Below are 19,864 nucleotides of genomic sequence, written 5' to 3'. Positions count from 1 at the left end.
GGGAGTTTGGCACCTCGATGTCGGCTCATCACATCCTGGGGCTGTAGCCGGTCCCAAGGGTATGGCTGTTCGCCATTTAAAGTGGTACGTGAGCTGGGTTTAAAACGTCGTGAGACAGTTTGGTCCCTATCTGCCGTGGGCGTTGGAAATTTGAAGGGGGCTGCTCCTAGTACGAGAGGACCGGAGTGGACGAACCTCTGGTGTACCGGTTGTCACGCCAGTGGCATTGCCGGGTAGCTAAGTTCGGAAGAGATAACCGCTGAAAGCATCTAAGCGGGAAACTTGCCTTAAGATGAGATTTCCCGGAGCCTTGAGCTCCTTGAAGGGTCGTTCGAGACCAGGACGTTGATAGGCTGGGTGTGGAAGTGCAGTAATGCATTAAGCTAACCAGTACTAATTGCCCGTACGGCTTGTCCCTATAACCTTAGCAGGTATAGTCAGGAATACAGCGCTGTTTGTTGATACAGGCTACCCATACTTCTTCCAGATTCAGAGTGGCGCTCACATGAGTGAGCGAAACTCGTACAAGTCATGCCTGATGACCATAGCAAGTCGGTCCCACCCCTTCCCATCCCGAACAGGACCGTGAAACGACTTTGCGCCGATGATAGTGCTGCAACCAGTGTGAAAGTAGGTTATCGTCAGGCTAGTTAATAAGTAGCAAGCGAAAACCCCGTCGAGTCGATACTCGACGGGGTTTTTTGCGTTTCAGCTGCCAAGAAAGCCCCGCTTGCCGGATTCGCATTGCGAATCCTCGTCTCCCGGGCGTTTTTTTGCGTTCAAGACCCCGCCATAGGCTCTTAGCTGAACTTAAACCAGTTGACGTTTCCGGCGCTGCCGTTACTTTTGAAAACGATGTAGACGTTGTGAATTCCCGTTACCGGCATCACGACCGGACTCGTCACCGTTGTCCAGTTCTGGAAGCCGCCGGTGTCCGGGACATCCACCGTTGCGATCAGGTCGCCCCCTGGGGAGTCGAGATGGAACTCGATCGTGCTGCCGTTGCGTCCATTGCCGTTATTGGAAACGCGGGCCTCCACATTGCCGACGCCGGCGCCAAAATCGATATTGTTATAGCGGGCATAGGAATCGTTGATGCTGAAGCCGACGTTATAGCCGCCATCCACGTCCGACGTGGTTTCGGTCTGCAAGGCGAATACGTCGTCGTAACTGGAAGACTGGACTTTCGTCGTGGCGGGAATCGGATAGGTTTCGGACTGTGCACCGCTCCAGGTGAACGTACCGCCGCTGTAAGGAGGCAAGGTGTATTGCAGTACTTGCCGGCCCCACACGACCTTGAAGTTCTTGTCTGCGCCGGTGTCGTTGAAGGCGACCAGCGCTTTCGAGCCGTCGGGATTCTGGAACGTCACGCTGACCATGCCGGTGGGATTGGTCGAATAGATACGGGTGGCGCCTGGCAGCACGTACTTGCTGAAATGGCCGAGCATGTAGTAATCGATTTCGTAGCTCAAGGCGCCGGTTTGGCTGTTAATGGTCACCACGGGTATGCACTTGTCGCAACCGCCCAGGTGCGGACCGCGGTTTTCGTCGAGTACGAGCGCCCACTTGATGAAGCTCTTGGCCCAGTTGCGCATGGACTGGATCATCATCTCGAAATCGTTGGTAACCGGATCGGCTATCCAGGTGCCGCTCGCGGCCTCCGTCACATGGTTTTCCTTGTCAGGGAAAAGATTGTGCAGCACAGTCATCGCTCCCGGCGAACCCCCATACCAATGCCACCCGGTTCCCGCCACCTTGTCGGAGTCCCCGACCCTGGAGTCGGTCAGCACGCGCGCCGGGAAGACCGTGTTGTCCCAGTTATGGTCGAAGATGAGGACACGGGTATCGAGCCCACTGGCTTCCAATGAAGGCAGGATATAGTCGCGCAGCAGCAGCCTTTGGCTTTCCGGATTCGTTCGCATCCCTGGATAATCGATCGACGCATAGTCCGGCTCGTTCTGGTGCGAGATCAGGTCGATGCCGATTCCCTGTGCCTCGTACGCCTGCAGATACTTCATGTAATAGTTTGACCACGCACCCAAGCCGACGGTCTCAGGTCTCCCCCGTACAGCGAATCGTTCGTCTTCATCCATGCGGGAGCGCTCCAGGCCGAGGCCAGCAGCAGCATCTGGGGATTGAGCCGCTTGGCCCACTGGATGATCGGAATGCGGTCCGGCTCGTCCACGGCGATCGAAAAATTGGCGAGCGTCGGATCGGTTTCGCCGGGCGGCATGTCGTCGTAGGTGAAGTGAAACCGCGACATGTCGGAGCTGCCGATCGTGGTCCGCATGGCCGACAGGCCGATCCCGTTGCCGTTGCGGGTGAACAGGTTGTTCATCGCCCCATCGCGCGCTTCCGGTGTCGCTACCTGGTTCAGCAGCCAGGTCGACGAGTCGGTGAATGCCGCGCCGAAACCGGCAACGCTCTGGTAGCGCCGGCCTTCATCGACGACGATCGTGTCTTCGTCGATGGGATTGGCATTGTCTGAATCGCCACGAGTTTTCTAGACACTCGCGAGCCGCTGGAAATACTGCTTTTCATATTCGACCGGCGACAAGTCATTGCTGAAGCTGTGCCGGCGCTTTGGATTGTAAAACATCTCGATGTAATCGAAGACATCCTGCCTTGCCTCTTCCCGGGTGCCGTAAGTCTTGCGTCGGATTCGTTCCCGTTTTAAGAGCTGGAAAAAGCTCTCGGCGACGGCGTTATCGTGGCAGTTCCCGCGTCGGCTCATGCTTTGCTGCAGATTGTGCTGGTCCAGGAAGCCGCGCCAGTCATAGCTGCTGAACTGACTGCCCTGATCGGAATGCACCATCACTATATTCTTGGGCTGCCGCCTCCAGACGGCCATCAAGAGCGCATTCATCGCCAGCTCGCGATCGATTCGAGAACTCATCGACCAGCCAACCACCTGGCGCGAAAACAGGTCCAGTACGACAGCCAGATAGAGCCAGCCTTCGTAAGTGCGGATGTACGTAATGTCCGTCACCCAGACCCGATTCGGTTCCTGCACGTCGAACTGGCGCTGTAGATGGTTAGGTGCTACCAGCGAAGGGGCGCCGCCGCGTTTGTATTTCCGTTTGGCGTAGCCTGTTTGCGAACGAATCCCGGCCGACCTCATCAGACGGTGGACGCGATTGATACCGCATTGTTCACCGAGCTCGCGCAAATCGTCGCTGACTTTACGGTAACCGTACACGCTGCCGCTTTCCAGCCACGATTCCTTGATAGGAACCAGAAGGCGCTTGTCTTCCCTGGTGCGCTTACTTTCAGGGTTCAGGCGCCAGGCATAAAAGCCACTCGGATGCACCTCGAGCACCTTGCACAGCCGGCGCACCGGAAATTGGTCCTGCAACTCAACAATTAAGGTGTACCTTACCCGGACGTCTTGGCAAAGTACACCGCGGCCTTTTTCAATATGTCACGCTCCTCCGTGACGCGCTTGAGCTCGGCCTTCAGGCGCCGCATCTCCTCGGACTGGGCATCGACAGCCTTGCGCTCTGCCTCAGGCACGCCGTAACGCTTCGTCCAGGCGTACAGGCTATGGATGCTTACCCCAAGTCGGGCCGCTACTTCGCTTGCTGGGTGACCGCCCTGCGCCACCTGCTTGGCCGCTGCAATCTTGAATTCCTCTGTGTACCGCTTACCGCTCATATCTTCTCCTTGTGCCCGACATTATGGCTCAGGAGTGTCTACGTTAGTCGTGGCGATTCAGTCCGGATTCGCGTCCGGTGCCGAAAATGCGATGTCCGGCTGCGGCGCCAGGCGCAGCGTCTGGTCGTTCCTGGTGACGACCACCGCCACCGAGGAACCCGCTTGCGGCGTCGGTGCTGCCTCGACCTTGGCCGGGGCACTGCCCTGTGCCCCGTTTCCGTCTCCTCCGCCTCCGCCGCAGCCGCCGGCCAGCAGCAGGGGAAAGAGCACAGCGAACAGGCCACGAACGTGCAATAAAGCCTTTACAACGCGTATAGATTCCATGAGGGACCCCGATCGCGGTCATGAGCGCCGTCCCGTCAGCCGCAAAAAGCATTAGAGTCTCTTCGGCGGGCGTGGTTCACGCACCTGGCGAATGCGGGCCCGCGCAGGCGTGGGTGCGGCTGCCCACGGGCAGCCGATCGGATGGCGGGGCCTACTGTCGTACCACGCCCCTGAGCCTGATATCGGCCGACGACGCGCCGACAAGAATAGGAATAGTGCCTGCTGCCGCGATCCACCGGTCCTGGGTCACATCCCAGTAGGACATCGACTCGCGTGCGAGCGGGATGGTGACATCCTCGGATTGTCCCGGCGCCAGGTTCACTTTGGCGAAACCGGCCAGTGCCTTGGGGGCCGTTTCGACGGGCGTGGGGAGTTTCCCGGCATACACTTGAACCACTTCACTACCAGCCACGCTGCCGGTGTTCGTCACCCTGACGGTGACCGACGTAGGCGTCGTGCGCAAGTTACTGTAGCCAAAGGTGCTGTAGGATAAGCCATGGCCGAATGGATATTGTGGTTCGATGTTGAATTGCTCATAGCCGCGATAGCCGACGAAGATTCCCTCCGAGGCCTGTACCTCGGTGCCGATGCCAGGGTAGCGTTCCGTTGCGGAGACCGGGGTACTGGCGTCGTCCACCGGCATCGTCAGGGGTAGCTTGCCCGACGGATTGATATCGCCAAAGAGGATATCCGCGATCGCGTTGCCTTGCTCCTGTCCGCCATACCAGGCCTGGAGCACGGCGGGAACCGCCGTGTCCCAATCTGAGGTCTGGATTGCGCCCCCAGTCGTGAGCACCACGATGGTGTTGGGATTGGCGGCAGCTACCTGTTGAATTAGCTTGCCTTGCCCGTTGGGCAGGCGCAAGGTGGAACGGTCTCCACTCTCCGATCCGTAATCGCGCACCACGACGATCGCGACGTCGGCGGTGCGCGCCAGCTCGGCGGCCGCCTGCGCCGCCGGCGCGATCACGCTGGCGGGAGGAACCCAGCCCAGCTTGAACTGCGGGCCGGTGTCGGTCGTGGCCGGGGCGGTGTTGGAAAACTCGGCGCGTATGGAATGGACCGAACCGGCTTCGAAATCGAGCGTGACCGTCTTCGTTTCCGGCGGCTGGGTCACCGTGGTGATACCGGCGGTCGACGCCACCAGTTCGCCGTCCACGAACAGGCGGCTGACGCCCGTGCTGGTCAGCGCGAGCTCGTAGGAGCCGGTGACGGGCGCGGGCAGCGTGCCGGTCCACCGGATCGAGCTGCTGCCATTGATGCTGACCGGAACAGTCGGAAACTCGGGTGAGGAAGCGGAAAAGCCCGGGAACAGGAAGAAGCCCCCGTTGATGGCGGCGTAGGGCTCGGTGCGATCGATTTCAGGCGTGCCGGAAAAGTCGGGATTCAGGAAGTACTCGGCGCGTATGCCGCTGCCCTGTCCGTTCGCCGGCTTCAGGAAACCTTGCGGGATCGGGTCCGGCCCGGGTAGGAACGATGCGGGGGTGACGGGGTCGGAGCCGGGACTGTACGCCACCTCCACCCCTTTCGCACGCGACCGGATCGCTTCCAGCGCGCTGACCGTGTAGGTCGGCTTCACCAGGCCGCTGCCGCCGCCGGCGGCGACGTTATTGGCATCGGCGCCGATCACGGCGATCGATCTGATGCCGCTCTTGAGGGGAAGCACCTGGTTTTCGTTCTTCAGCAACACGATCGCCTGTTGCTCGATGGCGCGGGCGATCGCGCCGTGCTCGGCCTCGGGCAGCGGCTGGACCGTCGCCCGATTGTCGAACAGGCCGCGCAGGAACATCTCGCGCAGGATGCGCAGTACGGCGTCGTCGATGCGCGATATCGGCACCTGGCCGGCGCCCACGGCGGCCAGCAACGGTTCGCAGAAGCGGCACGCAGCCTGCCCCGGGCCGGATGGGCTGCCCGGGTTGTCGGGCTGCGGGTATGCTCCCGGCAACTCCTGGTCGAGGCCGCTCATGATCGCCGGCACCGTACTGAAGCTTGCGTTGTAGTCGGTCATGACCCAGCCCTGGAAGCCGATCTGCCGCTTCAGGATCTGGTTCAGCAGCAGATCGTTCTCGCAAGCGTAAACGCCATTGACCTTATTAAAGGAACACATGACTGAACCGGGACGCGCGGTGGGCACCGCAATGCCGTACGGCCTGGTATAGATTTCCTGGATCGCGCGCTCGTCGGCCGTGACGTTCAGGCCAAAGAGCCGATTGGTTTCCTGGGCGTAGAGATTGTAATGCTTGACGGCGCTGATGACGGGACTGTCCTGGATGCCCTGCACCTGGGCCGCTCCCATGGTGCCGACCAACAAGGGGTCCTCGCCGAAATTCTCGGATGTACGGCCGAACCGGGGCGCGCGCGCGATGTCGAGGACGGGGCCGAGCACGACATTGTGCCCTGTCGCGTGCGCCTACTTGCCCATGACCTCGCCATATTGCCTGGCGAGCTGGGGATCCCAGGTCGCTGCCAGCGCTTTTCCCGAGGGAAGCGCCGTCGCCCGCTGACCGTTGACGGCGGGATCGGCGATGCGGATGCCGACCGGCCCGTCCGCCATCGTCAGCGCGGGAATGCCCAGGCGTGGAATCGGGGCATTGTAGAAGCCGTAGTAGTTGTTCAACTCGCCGTGCAGCATGTCGATCTTTTCTTGCAGCGTCATCCTTGCCAACAAGCTGCGGGCACGCATGTCCGCCTGAGCCACGTCGGCGGCGGACGCGCCCGGGGCTTTTGCAACCGCCGTGACCGATGCCTGCGACTGGGACGCCGTGGCGACGGCATCGCGCCCGCCCGAATCGCCGCAACCCGCGACCAGCGCGCACGCGACGGTGCAGGCGAGCGCGGCAAGCGACCGCTGGATAGCTGGGTAACGCAGGGAAGGATTCATGACAGCTCCTCTCGGCAGGATTGGGCAAAGCGCCACGGCCAGCATAGGCCAAACACGAGGGCGAACTGTCTCGGGATTCGAGCAAGTCGAACGCACTTGACGCTTCTCAAAGATACGCAAGACTTTTGGAACGTGATGAAGTGCTGGATCAAACCGAGCCGCACCAGACTATTGTAGAGATTCCAGATCCGGGGCCGGCACGGAACCGGCAGTCACGCACGACAGCGATCGAGGATCAGGCCATCTGCACGATCGCCTTGCGAAACCGTGCCAGCGAAAAGGCGAACAGCACCGCTCCGATCGCCGCCAGCGCCGCCATCGACGGCCAGACGATCTCCAGCCCGGCGCCGCGGAACAGGATTGCCTGGCTGAGGCTGACGAAATGGGTGGTCGGCGCCAGCGACATCAGCCAGCGAACGGCATCGGGCATGCTTTCGCGCGGGGTCATGCCGCCGGACAGCAACTGCAGCGGGATCAGGGTCAGTATCAGGAGCAGGCCGAACTGGGGCATGCTGCGTGCCAGCGTCGCCATGAAGATCCCCATCGAGGTGGTGGCGAACAGGTGCAGCGCGACGCACAGCAGGAACAGTGCGGCCGATCCCTGCAGCTGGACCCCGAGCGCGGCGCGGATCACCAGCGACAGCGACAGCAGCGCGGCGGCAAGGACGATCAGTCCCATCGCCCACACCTTGGACAACATGATCTCGGTGGGCGTGACCGGCATCACCAGCAGGTGTTCGATCGTCCCGTGCTCACGCTCGCGGATCAGCGCCGCGCCGGTCAGGATGATCGACAGCATCGTGATGTTGTTCGCCAGCTCCGTCACCGCGCCGAACCACGACGGGTCGAGCGACTGGTTGAAGCGCTGGCGCACCACCACGTCGACGGTCGGCGTCGTGCCGGCGCGGTAGCGCTGCAGGAATTCCGTGATCTCTTCCATGACGACTTGCTGGACCCACCCACTGCCCGTGAAGGCCTGGCTCATCCGGGTCGCATCGACCGCCAGCTGTATCTGCGGCCCTTTCCCGGCCAAAACGTCGCGCTGGAAATTCGGCGGGATGTCGAGCACGAAGGTATAGTCTCCGGCGTCCATGCCGGCGTCGGCCTCGGGGCCCGTGATGTGCGCCGGTGGCGTGAACCGGGGCGGGTAGAAGGCCGCCGTGATCCGGCCCGACAGCGCCGAACGGTCCTCGTCGACGATCCCGATCGCGGCGCGGTGCAATCCCTCGGGGGCGGCGGTGGCGGCGGTGTACAGGGCCACAGTGAAGGTGTAGACGATCAACAGCATCAGCGCGGGATCGCGCCACAGGCTCCACAATTCCTTGACGCCGAGCCGGTAGACGTTCGACAGGCGCACCTCCATGTCATTTCTCCTGTTTCCTGAGCAAGGCGATGGCTGCCCCCAGCAGCACCGGATACGCCGCCGCGATCGGCCACAGGGCCTGGTGCAGGTCGGCCATGCCGAGTCCCTTGTTGAATACCCCGCGGCTGATGCCGAACATGTGGCTGGCCGGGTACAACTCGCCGATGACCCGTCCGGCGCACTCGAGCGAGGACACCGGGTTGATCAGGCCGGCGAACTGGACCGCGGGCAGCATGGTGCCGATCAGGGTGAAGAACATGGCCGCGATCTGGCTGCGGGTGAGGGCGGAAGCCAGCAGGCCGATGGCGGTCGTGCCCAGCACGTACAGCAGCGTCGCCAGTGCCAGCGTGGCGAAGCTGCCAGTGATCGGCACCTCGAAGAGCGTGACCGCCGCCAGGCACATCAGCAAGAAGTTCAGCATGGCCAGTGCGACGTAGGGCATTTGCTTGCCGACCAAAAACTCGGTGCGCGTGGTGGGCGTGACGTACAGGTTGACGATCGAGCCGAGCTCCTTTTCGCGCACCACCGCCAGCGCGCTGAGCATCGCGGGCAAGAGCAACAGCAGCAGGGGAATCACTGCCGGAACGATCGCCGTCAGGCTGCGCACGTCCGGGTTGTAGCGAAAACGTGTTTCCATCGATGCGGCCACGGCCGCGGCGCCGAGGCCGCGCCGCAGCGCTTCCTGGGCCAGCCAGTGCTGGTGCAGCCCCTGGACATAGGCTGCCGCCGTGTTGGCGCGCTGCGGCATGGCGCCGTCGATCCAGGCGCCGATACTGACCGCGCGTCCGTGCGCGAGGTCGCGTGCGAAGCCGGGCGGAATCTCGATGGCGAGCGACAGTTCGCCGTTGCGCATCCGGTGGTCGAGGTCGGCGTAGTCAAGGATCGGCGCCTGTTCCGTGAAGTAACGCGATCCGGCGATGTTCAGCGCGTAGTCGCGGCTGAGCGCCGTATCGAAGCGGTCGAGCACCCCGAAGCGCAGGTGCTCGACATCCATGTTGATGCCATAGCCGATGACGAACATCAGCAGCAGCGAGCCGGCCAGGGCCAGGGTGCCGCGGATCGGATCGCGCCGCAATTCGAGTGCTTCGCGCCACAGGTAGCTGATCATGCGCGCCAGCCCTTGCCACACTGGAGAGGCCCGCTGCGCGGCCGGCGCGACCGGCGCGGCGGCCGGCGCCGGCGCGGTGGCGGGTTCCTCCGCGGCTCCGCCGGCATCGCTCAGGTAGGCGATGAAGGCCTGCTCGAGCGTCGCCGCGCCGCGCGCTTCGGTCAGCGCGGCCGGCGCATCGCAGGCCAGCACGCGGCCGGCATGCATCAGCGAGATCCGGTCGCAGCGCTCGGCCTCGTTCATGAAATGGGTGGAAATGAAGATCGTGACCCGGTCCTTGCGCGCCAGGTCCACCATCATGCGCCAGAAAGCGTCGCGCGCCAGCGGATCGACCCCCGAGGTCGGCTCGTCCAGGATCAGGAGCTCGGGGCCGTGCACCATGGCCACCGCCAGCGACAAACGCTGGCGGATTCCGAGCGGCAGCTTGTCGGGCAGGGCGTCCAGCACCGTTCCGAGCTCGAAGCGCGTCGCCATCTCGGCGACCCGGTCGTCGATACTGGAGGCGGGCACGTCGAACAGACGCGCGTGGAGCACCAGGTTCTGGCGCACCGTCAGTTCGCCGTAGAGCGAGAACGCCTGCGACATGTAGCCAACCCGCCGGCGCGTCGCCAGGTCGCGTCCGTCCACCGGCCGGCCGAACAGCCAGGCTTCCCCGGCGCTCGCCGGCAGCAGGCCGGTCAGCATCTTCATCGTGGTGGACTTGCCGCAGCCATTGGAGCCGAGGAAGCCGAAGATTTCGCCGCGCCTGATCTGGAAACTGACCCGGTCCACGGCAGTGAAGTCGCCGAAGCGCATGGTCAGGTCCCTGGCTTCGATGGCGATCTCGCCCCCGGCGCCGGCCTCCATCGGCGGGACCGCCAGGGGCGCGTAGCCGGCACGCCGCTCTGCGGGCAGCAGGGCGATGAAGGCCTGCTCGAGCGTCGTGCTGGCGCTGCGTTCGAGCAGTTCGGCGGGCGTGCCGGTGGCCAGCACGCGGCCGCCGTCCATCGCCGCCAGCCAGTCGAAACGCCTGGCCTCGTCCATGTAGGCGGTGGCGACCACCACGCTCATGCCGGGACGCTCGGCGCGGATGCCGTCGATCAGCTCCCAGAACTGGGCACGCGCCAGCGGGTCCACGCCGGTGGTCGGTTCGTCCAGGATCAGCAGGTCGGGATCGTGGATCAGGGCGCAGCACAGGCCGAGTTTCTGCTTCATCCCGCCCGACAGCTTGCCGGCTGGCCGCGCCAGGAACGGATGCAGGCCGGTGCCGCGCGTCAGCTGGTCGATGCGGCGGCGGCGTTCGACGGTGTCGTGCCCGAACAGGCGCCCGAAGAACTGCAGGTTCTCCTCGACCGACAGGGTTGGGTACAGGTTCTTGCCGAGGCCCTGCGGCATGTAGGCAATGCGCGGACAGATGCGATCGCGGTGGCGCTTCTGCGCGATGTCGCCGCCGAGTACCTCGATGCGGCCCTGCTGCAGGCGGCGCGCGCCGGACAGCAGGGCGAGCAGGGTCGATTTGCCGACGCCGTCCGGTCCGATCAATCCGGCCACGCCACCGGCCGGAACCTCGAGTGTGAGCCGGTCCAGCGCACGGGTGTTTCCGTATTCCATGGCGACGTCCGTCAGCCGGGCGACGCTGGCTTGTGGGCTGGCATCGGCATCGGCATCCTTCATGGCAGCGCCTTGTCCGCGAGCTCGGGCGGCCATGGCGCTTTCGGATCCAGCCTGACCCAGGCCACGCCCGGCAGCCCGGTCTTGACCTGCTCCAGGTGCGCTTGCAGCAGGGCGGGGGCAATAGCGGGCCTTGACGCGGAACATCAGCTTCTGGCGCTCGTTGGCGGTTTCCACGGTCTTGGGCGTGAACTGGGCGGTGCTGGCCACGTAGGACACGGTAGCCGGGATCGCATACCGTGGCAGGGCATCGAGCACGATCCGCACCTCGGTGCCCAGCGCGACGCGTCCGGCCACCGTCTCGGGGAGGAAGAAGCTCATGTAGACGTCGGACAGGTCGATCAGGTTCAGCACCTTGCCGCCGGCGCCCAGCACTTCGCCGGGCTGGGCGACCCGGTACTGGACCCGGCCGGCGCGCGGCGCGACCAGCGTCGTATCGGCGAGTTCGGACTCGATACGCGTGACGGCCACCGCCGCGGCCTTTTCGGCGGCCCGCGCGCTGTTCACCTCGGTGCGGGCGGCGTTCACGGGCGACACGGCCGCGTTGGCCTGGGCCTGGGCCGCCGCCAGCGCCGACTGGCTGCTGCTGACCCGCGCACGGTCGTCGTCCAGGTCCTGGAGCGCGGCGGCGCCTTCGCGCGCAAGCGTCTCGGAGCGCGCGAGGCGCCGCCGCGCCGCGTCCAGGTCGCTCTTGCGCTGTTCGACCAGGGCCTCGGCCGCCACGCGGTCGCTGTCGCGCAGCGCCACCTCGGCGCGCTCCCCGTCCAGCGCTGCCTGTGTCTGCTGCCGGCGCGCCTCGGCCTCCTCGCGCTGGGCCTGCATACTGCGCGTGTCCATCGTCGCCAGCAGCTGGCCGGCCTGCACGAAGTCGCCTTCCTGAACGGCGATGTTGCTCACCCGGCCGGCGACCTTGGTGGCGATGTCGATCTCGGTGGCTTCGATGCGGCCATTGCCGTTGACGAAGCCCTGGTTCTTGTCCTGCGCGGCCAGCGGCCCCCAATGGAAGAAGGCCCAGGCCGCGAGCGCGGCAAGGACGGCGGCTGCGGCCAGCCATAGCGTGCGTTTTCTATTCATGTTCGGGCGTCGACCGCGGGCAGGCCGGTAGGTGCGGACACGGGCGAGGGTAGTCGGCCCAGACAGGCTTTCGTCATTGGGGCATCTCGGTGGGACACTGCAGTCTGCAGTGAGAGCCATGGGACTGGCCTTTGGTTCCTCATCCGGCCTGGGAAAGCGCTGTTAAGGTCGGCATCGGGTGTTCCTGATATCCAAATGCAGACCGGGATCTTGTCGTTCTTGTCGATCGACTGGCTACTGTAGATAGTTCACGACAGGGTCTTGCGCGATCACCCAAGGGTTTGCTATAGTTCGCCTCCGCTTCGGCGCTGAAGCAAAACGTCAACGAAATCAAGTAGTTGATGTAGCAACAGCGGACGCAGGAAACTGCAACGAAGCAAACGAGGGGTTGACGAAGATCGCGAAACACTGCATAATCTCACTTCTCTGCTGCTGACGAACAAAACGATTCGCACAACGCAGCAAGGCAGTGCAGAACAACGGTTCTTTAACAATTAACAGTCGATAAGTGTGGGCGTTTGATGCAGGTGCCAGCTGACTAGTTCAGCTGATTACTTAAAATATCAAATGTTCGCACAAAGTATTAAACGTTGTCTCAGCAATGAGATGACGGTCAGTATTTTGAGTGAGCGAAATCGATCCAGTGGATCGATTTCGAAATCCGTAGCAATGCGGGTTTCGACAAACAGAGATTAAACTGAAGAGTTTGATCCTGGCTCAGATTGAACGCTGGCGGCATGCTTTACACATGCAAGTCGAACGGCAGCACGGACTTCGGTCTGGTGGCGAGTGGCGAACGGGTGAGTAATACATCGGAACGTACCCAGAAGTGGGGGATAACGTAGCGAAAGTTACGCTAATACCGCATACGTTCTACGGAAGAAAGTGGGGGATCGCAAGACCTCATGCTTTTGGAGCGGCCGATGTCTGATTAGCTAGTTGGTGAGGTAAAGGCTCACCAAGGCGACGATCAGTAGCTGGTCTGAGAGGACGACCAGCCACACTGGAACTGAGACACGGTCCAGACTCCTACGGGAGGCAGCAGTGGGGAATTTTGGACAATGGGCGCAAGCCTGATCCAGCAATGCCGCGTGAGTGAAGAAGGCCTTCGGGTTGTAAAGCTCTTTTGTCAGGGAAGAAGCGGTAGAGGCTAATATCCTTTGCTAATGACGGTACCTGAAGAATAAGCACCGGCTAACTACGTGCCAGCAGCCGCGGTAATACGTAGGGTGCAAGCGTTAATCGGAATTACTGGGCGTAAAGCGTGCGCAGGCGGTTTTGTAAGTCTGACGTGAAAGCCCCGGGCTCAACCTGGGAATTGCGTTGGAGACTGCAAGGCTTGAATCTGGCAGAGGGGGGTAGAATTCCACGTGTAGCAGTGAAATGCGTAGAGATGTGGAGGAACACCGATGGCGAAGGCAGCCCCCTGGGTCAAGATTGACGCTCATGCACGAAAGCGTGGGGAGCAAACAGGATTAGATACCCTGGTAGTCCACGCCCTAAACGATGTCTACTAGTTGTCGGGTTTTAATTAACTTGGTAACGCAGCTAACGCGTGAAGTAGACCGCCTGGGGAGTACGGTCGCAAGATTAAAACTCAAAGGAATTGACGGGGACCCGCACAAGCGGTGGATGATGTGGATTAATTCGATGCAACGCGAAAAACCTTACCTACCCTTGACATGTCAGGAATCCTCGAGAGATTGAGGAGTGCCCGAAAGGGAGCCTGAACACAGGTGCTGCATGGCTGTCGTCAGCTCGTGTCGTGAGATGTTGGGTTAAGTCCCGCAACGAGCGCAACCCTTGTCATTAGTTGCTACGCAAGAGCACTCTAATGAGACTGCCGGTGACAAACCGGAGGAAGGTGGGGATGACGTCAAGTCCTCATGGCCCTTATGGGTAGGGCTTCACACGTCATACAATGGTACATACAGAGGGCCGCCAACCCGCGAGGGGGAGCTAATCCCAGAAAGTGTATCGTAGTCCGGATCGTAGTCTGCAACTCGACTACGTGAAGTTGGAATCGCTAGTAATCGCGGATCAGCATGCCGCGGTGAATACGTTCCCGGGTCTTGTACACACCGCCCGTCACACCATGGGAGCGGGTTTTACCAGAAGTAGGTAGCTTAACCGCAAGGAGGGCGCTTACCACGGTAGGATTCGTGACTGGGGTGAAGTCGTAACAAGGTAGCCGTATCGGAAGGTGCGGCTGGATCACCTCCTTTCTAGAGTAGCACCGGAGACGAAAGTCTCGACATCAAGCGCCTACGCTTATCGACTGTTGACTGCAACTGGACTTAGCTGAAGCGAAAGCTTGAGCTAAGTGTAGTTTGTGTTCTTTAACAATCTGGAAGAAGTAAAGTTTTTTTAAGCGTGCGGTTAAGTCAGCAATGATTTGATCACACACTTAGGGTAGTAATCAAAGTATCAACAAATATGCAATGAGCTGTACTCTTTGAACTATAACGATCCCTGTTGTCAGCAGGGGCTAACGTTATAGGGACAAGCGAATAAGTGCACATGGTGGATGCCTTGGCGATTACAGGCGATGAAGGACGTAGTAGCTTGCGATAAGCTGCGGGGAGTGAGCAAACACACATTGATCCGCAGATTTCCGAATGGGGAAACCCGGCCTTTTAGGTCATTGCATGCTGAATACATAGGCATGCAAAGCGAACGCGGCGAACTGAAACATCTAAGTAGCTGCAGGAAAAGAAATCAACCGAGATTCCCAAAGTAGTGGCGAGCGAAATGGGAAGAGCCTGTACGTGATAGTCGGACTGATAGTGGAAGCCTTTGGAAACAGGCGCCATAGCGGGTGATAGCCCCGTACACGAAATCAGACCGGTGGTACTAAGCGTACGACAAGTAGGGCGGGACACGAGAAATCCTGTCTGAACATGGGGGGACCATCCTCCAAGGCTAAATACTCGTAATCGACCGATAGTGAACCAGTACCGTGAGGGAAAGGCGAAAAGAACCCCGGGAGGGGAGTGAAATAGATCCTGAAACCGTGTGCATACAAACAGTCGGAGCGGACTTGATCCGTGACGGCGTACCTTTTGTATAATGGGTCAGCGACTTACATTCAGTGGCGAGGTTAACCGAATAGGGGAGCCGTAGAGAAATCGAGTCCGAACAGGGCGACAGTCGCTGGGTGTAGACCCGAAACCAAGTGATCTACCCATGGCCAGGATGAAGGTGCGGTAACACGCCCTGGAGGTCCGAACCCACTAATGTTGAAAAATTAGGGGATGAGCTGTGGGTAGGGGTGAAAGGCTAAACAAACTTGGAAATAGCTGGTTCTCTCCGAAAACTATTTAGGTAGTGCCTCAAGTATCACCATCGGGGGTAGAGCACTGTTATGGCTAGGGGGTCATTGCGACTTACCAAACCATTGCAAACTCCGAATACCGATGAGTGCGAGCTTGGGAGACAGACGTCGGGTGCTAACGTCCGGCGTCAAGAGGGAAACAACCCAGACCGCCAGCTAAGGTCCCAAAGATTGGCTAAGTGGAAAACGAAGTGGGAAGGCTAAAACAGTCAGGATGTTGGCTTAGAAGCAGCCACCATTTAAAGAAAGCGTAATAGCTCACTGATCGAGTCGTCCTGCGCGGAAGATGTAACGGGGCTAAGCCAGTCACCGAAGCTGCGGATATCCTTTATTGGATATGGTAGGAGAGCGTTCTGTAAGCCTGCGAAGGTGTCTTGTAAAGGATGCTGGAGGTATCAGAAGTGCGAATGCTGACATGAGTAGCGATAATGCGGGTGAAAAGCCCGCACGCCGTAAGCCCAAGGTTTCCTGTTCAACGTTCATCGGAGCAGGGTGAGTCGGCCCCTAAGGCGAGGCAGAGATGCGTAGCTGATGGGAAGCAGGTTAATATTCCTGCACCGTCGTATGATGCGATGGGGGGACGGATCGCGGAAGGTTGTCCAGCTGTTGGAATAGCTGGTTCTTGACTCATAGAAGGCGCTTAGGCAAATCCGGGCGCGCAATTCAAGGGGTCGAGACGTGTGCCCTTGTGACACGAAGCAATCGGAAGTGGTTCCAAGAAAAGCCTCTAAGCTTCAGTCATACGAGACCGTACCGCAAACCGACACAGGTGGGCGAGATGAGTATTCTAAGGCGCTTGAGAGAACTCGGGAGAAGGAACTCGGCAAATTGGTACCGTAACTTCGGGAAAAGGTACGCCCCGGTAGCTTGATCACTTTACTGTGTGAGGGCGAAAGGGTTGCAATAAACTGGTGGCTGCGACTGTTTAATAAAAACACAGCACTCTGCAAACACGAAAGTGGACGTATAGGGTGTGACGCCTGCCCGGTGCTGGAAGATTAAATGATGGGGTGCAAGCTCTTGATTGAAGTCCCAGTAAACGGCGGCCGTAACTATAACGGTCCTAAGGTAGCGAAATTCCTTGTCGGGTAAGTTCCGACCTGCACGAATGGCGTAACGATGGCCACACTGTCTCCTCCCGAGACTCAGCGAAGTTGAAATGTTTGTGATGATGCAATCTACCCGCGGCTAGACGGAAAGACCCCATGAACCTTTACTGTAGCTTTGCATTGGACTTTGAACCAATCTGTGTAGGATAGGTGGGAGGCTTTGAAGCGGGGACGCCAGTTCCCGTGGAGCCATCCTTGAAATACCACCCTGGTTTGTTTGAGGTTCTAACCTTGGTCCGTGATCCGGATCGGGGACAGTGCATGGTAGGCAGTTTGACTGGGGCGGTCTCCTCCTAAAGTGTAACGGAGGAGTTCGAAGGTACGCTAGGTACGGTCGGACATCGTGCTAATAGTGCAATGGCATAAGCGTGCTTAACTGCGAGACCGACAAGTCGAGCAGGTACGAAAGTAGGACATAGTGATCCGGTGGTTCTGTATGGAAGGGCCATCGCTCAACGGATAAAAGGTACTCTGGGGATAACAGGCTGATTCCTCCCAAGAGTTCATATCGACGGGGGAGTTTGGCACCTCGATGTCGGCTCATCACATCCTGGGGCTGTAGCCGGTCCCAAGGGTATGGCTGTTCGCCATTTAAAGTGGTACGTGAGCTGGGTTTAAAACGTCGTGAGACAGTTTGGTCCCTATCTGCCGTGGGCGTTGGAAATTTGAAGGGGGCTGCTCCTAGTACGAGAGGACCGGAGTGGACGAACCTCTGGTGTACCGGTTGTCACGCCAGTGGCATTGCCGGGTAGCTAAGTTCGGAAGAGATAACCGCTGAAAGCATCTAAGCGGGAAACTTGCCTTAAGATGAGATTTCCCGGAGCCTTGAGCTCCTTGAAGGGTCGTTCGAGACCAGGACGTTGATAGGCTGGGTGTGGAAGTGCAGTAATGCATTAAGCTAACCAGTACTAATTGCCCGTACGGCTTGTCCCTATAACCTTAGCAGGTATAGTCAGGAATACAGCGCTGTTTGTTGATACAGGCTACCCATACTTCTTCCAGATTCAGAGTGGCGCTCACATGAGTGAGCGAAACTCGTACAAGTCATGCCTGATGACCATAGCAAGTCGGTCCCACCCCTTCCCATCCCGAACAGGACCGTGAAACGACTTTGCGCCGATGATAGTGCTGCAACCAGTGTGAAAGTAGGTTATCGTCAGGCTAGTTAATAAGTAGTAAGTAAAAACCCCGTCCAGTGATCTGGACGGGGTTTTTTGCGTTCTGCGCCTGGTTTTCATGCTTCTCTTTCTCTTCACGTCGTGGACACGCCACCGGTGGGACCGCGTGGGGACGAGTCCCCACCCTACAAGAACACAACGTTCATCGTCTGCTCAGGCCGTGTGGGATCGCGGGCCTGCGCCGGCTACGCCCATCCGATGCTTCAACGAACGGCAGTAGGGGCAGGGGAGGGTGTTGCATAAGCCGACTGATCGCAGGGCATCGAATGGATGGCCTAATCCATTAAAACTGTAACTAACCAACATGGAACGAGCTACGACAAGAATACATCCAGCGCCGCTGACTACGAAAATATCCGTGCAACGCACACAGCCTGCAGGATGAGGTGACTGTCAGCACGTCGTCGTGCGTGATGTGCCACCGAATCCCGGGCGGCGGTGGCACTGTCGCCGCGAGCGCTGAATCGGCCCGATCGGCCCGATCGGCTGAACTCGACGTTCGTGCGCGGGCGGCGTCAATCGCGCAGGCGTTCGGCCGCGAAGCGCCGGAACACTGCCATCACCGGCGCCTCGGTGCGTCCGGCCAGGGTGACGTAGGCGAAGCGTGCACTGGCCGCCAGCACCGGCCGCACCGGCAGCTCGACCAGGCGGCCGGCCGCGATACCCTCGCGCGCCGCCGCGCTCAGCCCCAGGAACACCGCCTGCGAGCGCGCCACCGCCGCCACCAGGCTGGCCACGTCCTCGCAGCCGAGGGTGACCATCCGCTCGGGGATCGCCGCCGGCCCGTAGAGCGCCACCAGCAGGCGCGCGATCTCGTCCGACAGCGGCGCCGAGGCGACCGGGTAGGCCAGGATCTGGTCCAGGCTCACCGTTTCCAGCCGCGCCAGCGGATGCCCGGCGGCGCAGGCGAAACAGGTGCGCGATTCGCCGATCGGCTCGGCCACCAGGTCGGGCGCCGGAACGATGTTGCGCGCGTCGGCCACCAGCGCGTCGAGCTGGTGCGCGCGCAGCTGCAGCAACTGCAGGTCGGTCGGGCCACGCGTGATGGCGACCCGCACCCGCGGATGGTGCTCGGCCATGTGGCACAGCAGCTCGGTGGTCAGCATCGCCGCCGGCCCGGGCCCCAGGCCGATGCGCATCGCGCCGCCGGCGCCGCCCTGGAAGATCTCGACGCTGCGCCGCAGCTCGCCGGCGTCGCGCACCAGCGCCGCCGCGCGCTCGGCCACCTGCAGGCCGAGCGGCGTCGGCTCGATGCGCTTGCCGATGCGGTCGAACAGCAGCGCGCCGAGGTCTTCCTCTAGCGCCTGGATGCTGCGGCTGAGCGCCGACTGGGTGATGAACAGGCGCTCGGCGGCGCGGCTGAAGGAGCGCGTCTCGGCGACGGCAAGGAAGTGTTCGAGCTGCTTGATGTTCATTCTTGATCCGCTCGTAATTCATTCATAAAGCGCATGGATATTGAGCAAATAATGCATTGGACGCATCGATGTGCGCGATCGTACCATGGCTGGCCCATCCGATCCACGACCGTCACTGGGAGTCCGAAGCGCCATGCTGCATGTCATCTACCTCGTCGCCATCGCGGCCGAAGCCGCTTCCGGGGCGTTGATGGGCATGCGGCGGCGCATGGACCTGTTCGGGCTGTGCGTGGTCGGCACCGTGACCGCGCCCGGCGGCGGCACCATCCGCGACCTGATCCTTGGCCACTATCCGCTCGGTTGGGTGGCGCATCCGGAATACCTGCTGTTTACGACCGGGGCCGCGATCGGCGCCGCCTTCCTGGCGCGCCGCCTGCAGCGCCTCAAGACCGTCTTCCTGTGGCTCGACGCGCTCGGCCTGGTCGCCTTTACCGTCATCGGCTGCGACATCGCCGCCGCCACCGGCGCCAGCCTGCCGGTCGTGATCCTGATGGGCATGAGCACCGGCGTGTTCGGTGGCCTGCTGCGCGACATCCTGTGCAACCAGGTGCCGCTGGTGCTGCGCCGCGACCTGTATGCCACGGTCTCGCTGGCGACCGGCGTTCTCTACATGGGTCTGCTGCGCGCCGGCGTCGGCGCCGAAGCGGCCACCGCGACCGCCATCGGCGCCGGCTTTGCGCTGCGCCTGCTGGCCCTGCGCCATGCGCTGGCGTTGCCGGTGCTGGAGGCAGACACCAGCTCGTTCGACGACGCGCCGCACGAAGGCCGCTGAAG

Annotated in this window: 9 protein-coding genes, 5 rRNA genes and 3 pseudogenes (1 of these 17 cut by a window edge); 6 read left to right on the top strand and 11 right to left on the bottom strand. The window is 61.1% G+C overall.

Annotation, left to right across the window (positions count from 1 at the left end; all coding sequences use genetic code 11):
* A 23S ribosomal RNA gene (locus ACFOPH_RS07610) occupies positions 1–418 on the top strand (it extends 2,473 nt beyond the left edge of the window).
* A 116-nt stretch (positions 419–534) separates the two neighbouring features.
* Positions 535–647, top strand: a 5S ribosomal RNA gene (rrf, locus tag ACFOPH_RS07605).
* Positions 648–800: 153 nt separating this feature from the next.
* Here the strand turns inward: rrf (ACFOPH_RS07605) and ACFOPH_RS07600 are convergent.
* The 10 genes and pseudogenes from ACFOPH_RS07600 to ACFOPH_RS07555 all read right to left on the bottom strand — a co-directional run bounded on the left by ACFOPH_RS07600 (position 801) and on the right by ACFOPH_RS07555 (position 12,054).
* The gene (locus ACFOPH_RS07600; protein ID WP_379737885.1) at positions 801–1,448 is read right to left on the bottom strand and encodes a carbohydrate-binding protein; all 648 of its coding nucleotides are present in this window, start codon (positions 1,446–1,448) and stop codon (positions 801–803) included.
* Positions 1,449–1,481: 33 nt separating this feature from the next.
* Positions 1,482–2,377 (bottom strand): annotated as a pseudogene (locus ACFOPH_RS07595) (glycoside hydrolase family 30 protein); the annotation flags it as partial.
* A gap of 126 nt (positions 2,378–2,503) precedes the next feature.
* A protein-coding gene (locus ACFOPH_RS07590) for an IS3 family transposase (protein ID WP_379734528.1) occupies positions 2,504–3,654 on the bottom strand; the annotation gives its coding sequence in 2 pieces (ribosomal slippage) (positions 2,504–3,414 and positions 3,414–3,654; 1,152 coding nt in all).
* Positions 3,655–3,711: 57 nt separating this feature from the next.
* Positions 3,712–3,924: a hypothetical protein gene (locus ACFOPH_RS07585; RefSeq protein WP_379734526.1), complete on the bottom strand. Its 213-nt coding sequence runs from the start codon at positions 3,922–3,924 to the stop codon at positions 3,712–3,714.
* 205 nt (positions 3,925–4,129) lie between these two features.
* Positions 4,130–5,767, bottom strand: a complete 1,638-nt coding sequence (locus tag ACFOPH_RS07580) for a glycoside hydrolase family 3 C-terminal domain-containing protein (protein ID WP_379737883.1) — start codon at positions 5,765–5,767, stop codon at positions 4,130–4,132.
* Positions 5,768–5,782: 15 nt separating this feature from the next.
* A pseudogene (locus tag ACFOPH_RS07575) lies at positions 5,783–6,373 on the bottom strand (glycoside hydrolase family 3 N-terminal domain-containing protein); the annotation flags it as partial.
* A 15-nt stretch (positions 6,374–6,388) separates the two neighbouring features.
* Positions 6,389–6,859 (bottom strand): hypothetical protein, encoded by a 471-nt coding sequence (locus tag ACFOPH_RS07570; RefSeq protein ID WP_379734524.1) that lies wholly within the window; start codon positions 6,857–6,859, stop codon positions 6,389–6,391.
* A gap of 235 nt (positions 6,860–7,094) precedes the next feature.
* On the bottom strand, positions 7,095–8,222 hold the full coding sequence (locus ACFOPH_RS07565) for an ABC transporter permease (RefSeq protein ID WP_379734522.1): 1,128 nt from the start codon (positions 8,220–8,222) through the stop codon (positions 7,095–7,097).
* A gap of 1 nt (position 8,223) precedes the next feature.
* On the bottom strand, positions 8,224–10,983 hold the full coding sequence (rbbA, locus tag ACFOPH_RS07560; protein WP_379734520.1) for a ribosome-associated ATPase/putative transporter RbbA: 2,760 nt from the start codon (positions 10,981–10,983) through the stop codon (positions 8,224–8,226).
* Positions 10,980–12,054 (bottom strand): annotated as a pseudogene (locus tag ACFOPH_RS07555) (HlyD family secretion protein). Before ACFOPH_RS07555 ends, rbbA begins: the two are co-directional and overlap by 4 nt.
* A 694-nt stretch (positions 12,055–12,748) precedes the next feature.
* Here ACFOPH_RS07555 and ACFOPH_RS07550 point away from each other — a divergent pair.
* The 3 genes from ACFOPH_RS07550 to rrf (ACFOPH_RS07540) all read left to right on the top strand — a co-directional run bounded on the left by ACFOPH_RS07550 (position 12,749) and on the right by rrf (ACFOPH_RS07540) (position 17,659).
* Positions 12,749–14,279 (top strand): 16S ribosomal RNA (locus tag ACFOPH_RS07550).
* 275 nt (positions 14,280–14,554) lie between these two features.
* Positions 14,555–17,430: ribosomal RNA gene (locus ACFOPH_RS07545) — 23S ribosomal RNA — on the top strand.
* A 116-nt stretch (positions 17,431–17,546) separates the two neighbouring features.
* Positions 17,547–17,659 (top strand): 5S ribosomal RNA (rrf, locus tag ACFOPH_RS07540).
* The 16S, 23S and 5S rRNA genes sit together here, the layout of an rRNA operon.
* 531 nt (positions 17,660–18,190) lie before the next feature.
* Here rrf (ACFOPH_RS07540) and ACFOPH_RS07535 read toward each other — a convergent pair.
* Complete coding sequence (locus ACFOPH_RS07535) at positions 18,191–19,090, bottom strand: LysR family transcriptional regulator (RefSeq protein ID WP_379734518.1); 900 nt, start codon at positions 19,088–19,090, stop codon at positions 18,191–18,193.
* Positions 19,091–19,226: 136 nt separating this feature from the next.
* On the opposite strand from ACFOPH_RS07535, the gene ACFOPH_RS07530 reads away from it, so the two are divergent.
* Positions 19,227–19,862, top strand: coding sequence for a trimeric intracellular cation channel family protein (locus ACFOPH_RS07530; protein WP_312554053.1), 636 nt, complete (start codon positions 19,227–19,229; stop codon positions 19,860–19,862).
* The last annotated feature ends 2 nt before the right edge of the window (positions 19,863–19,864 follow it).

Origin of the sequence: Massilia haematophila (assembly GCF_042647645.1) — a bacterium.
GTDB lineage: Bacteria > Pseudomonadota > Gammaproteobacteria > Burkholderiales > Burkholderiaceae_D > Telluria > Telluria haematophila.
Note: the sequence above shows the minus strand (reverse complement) of the source record. Positions and strands in the feature narration are given on the sequence as shown.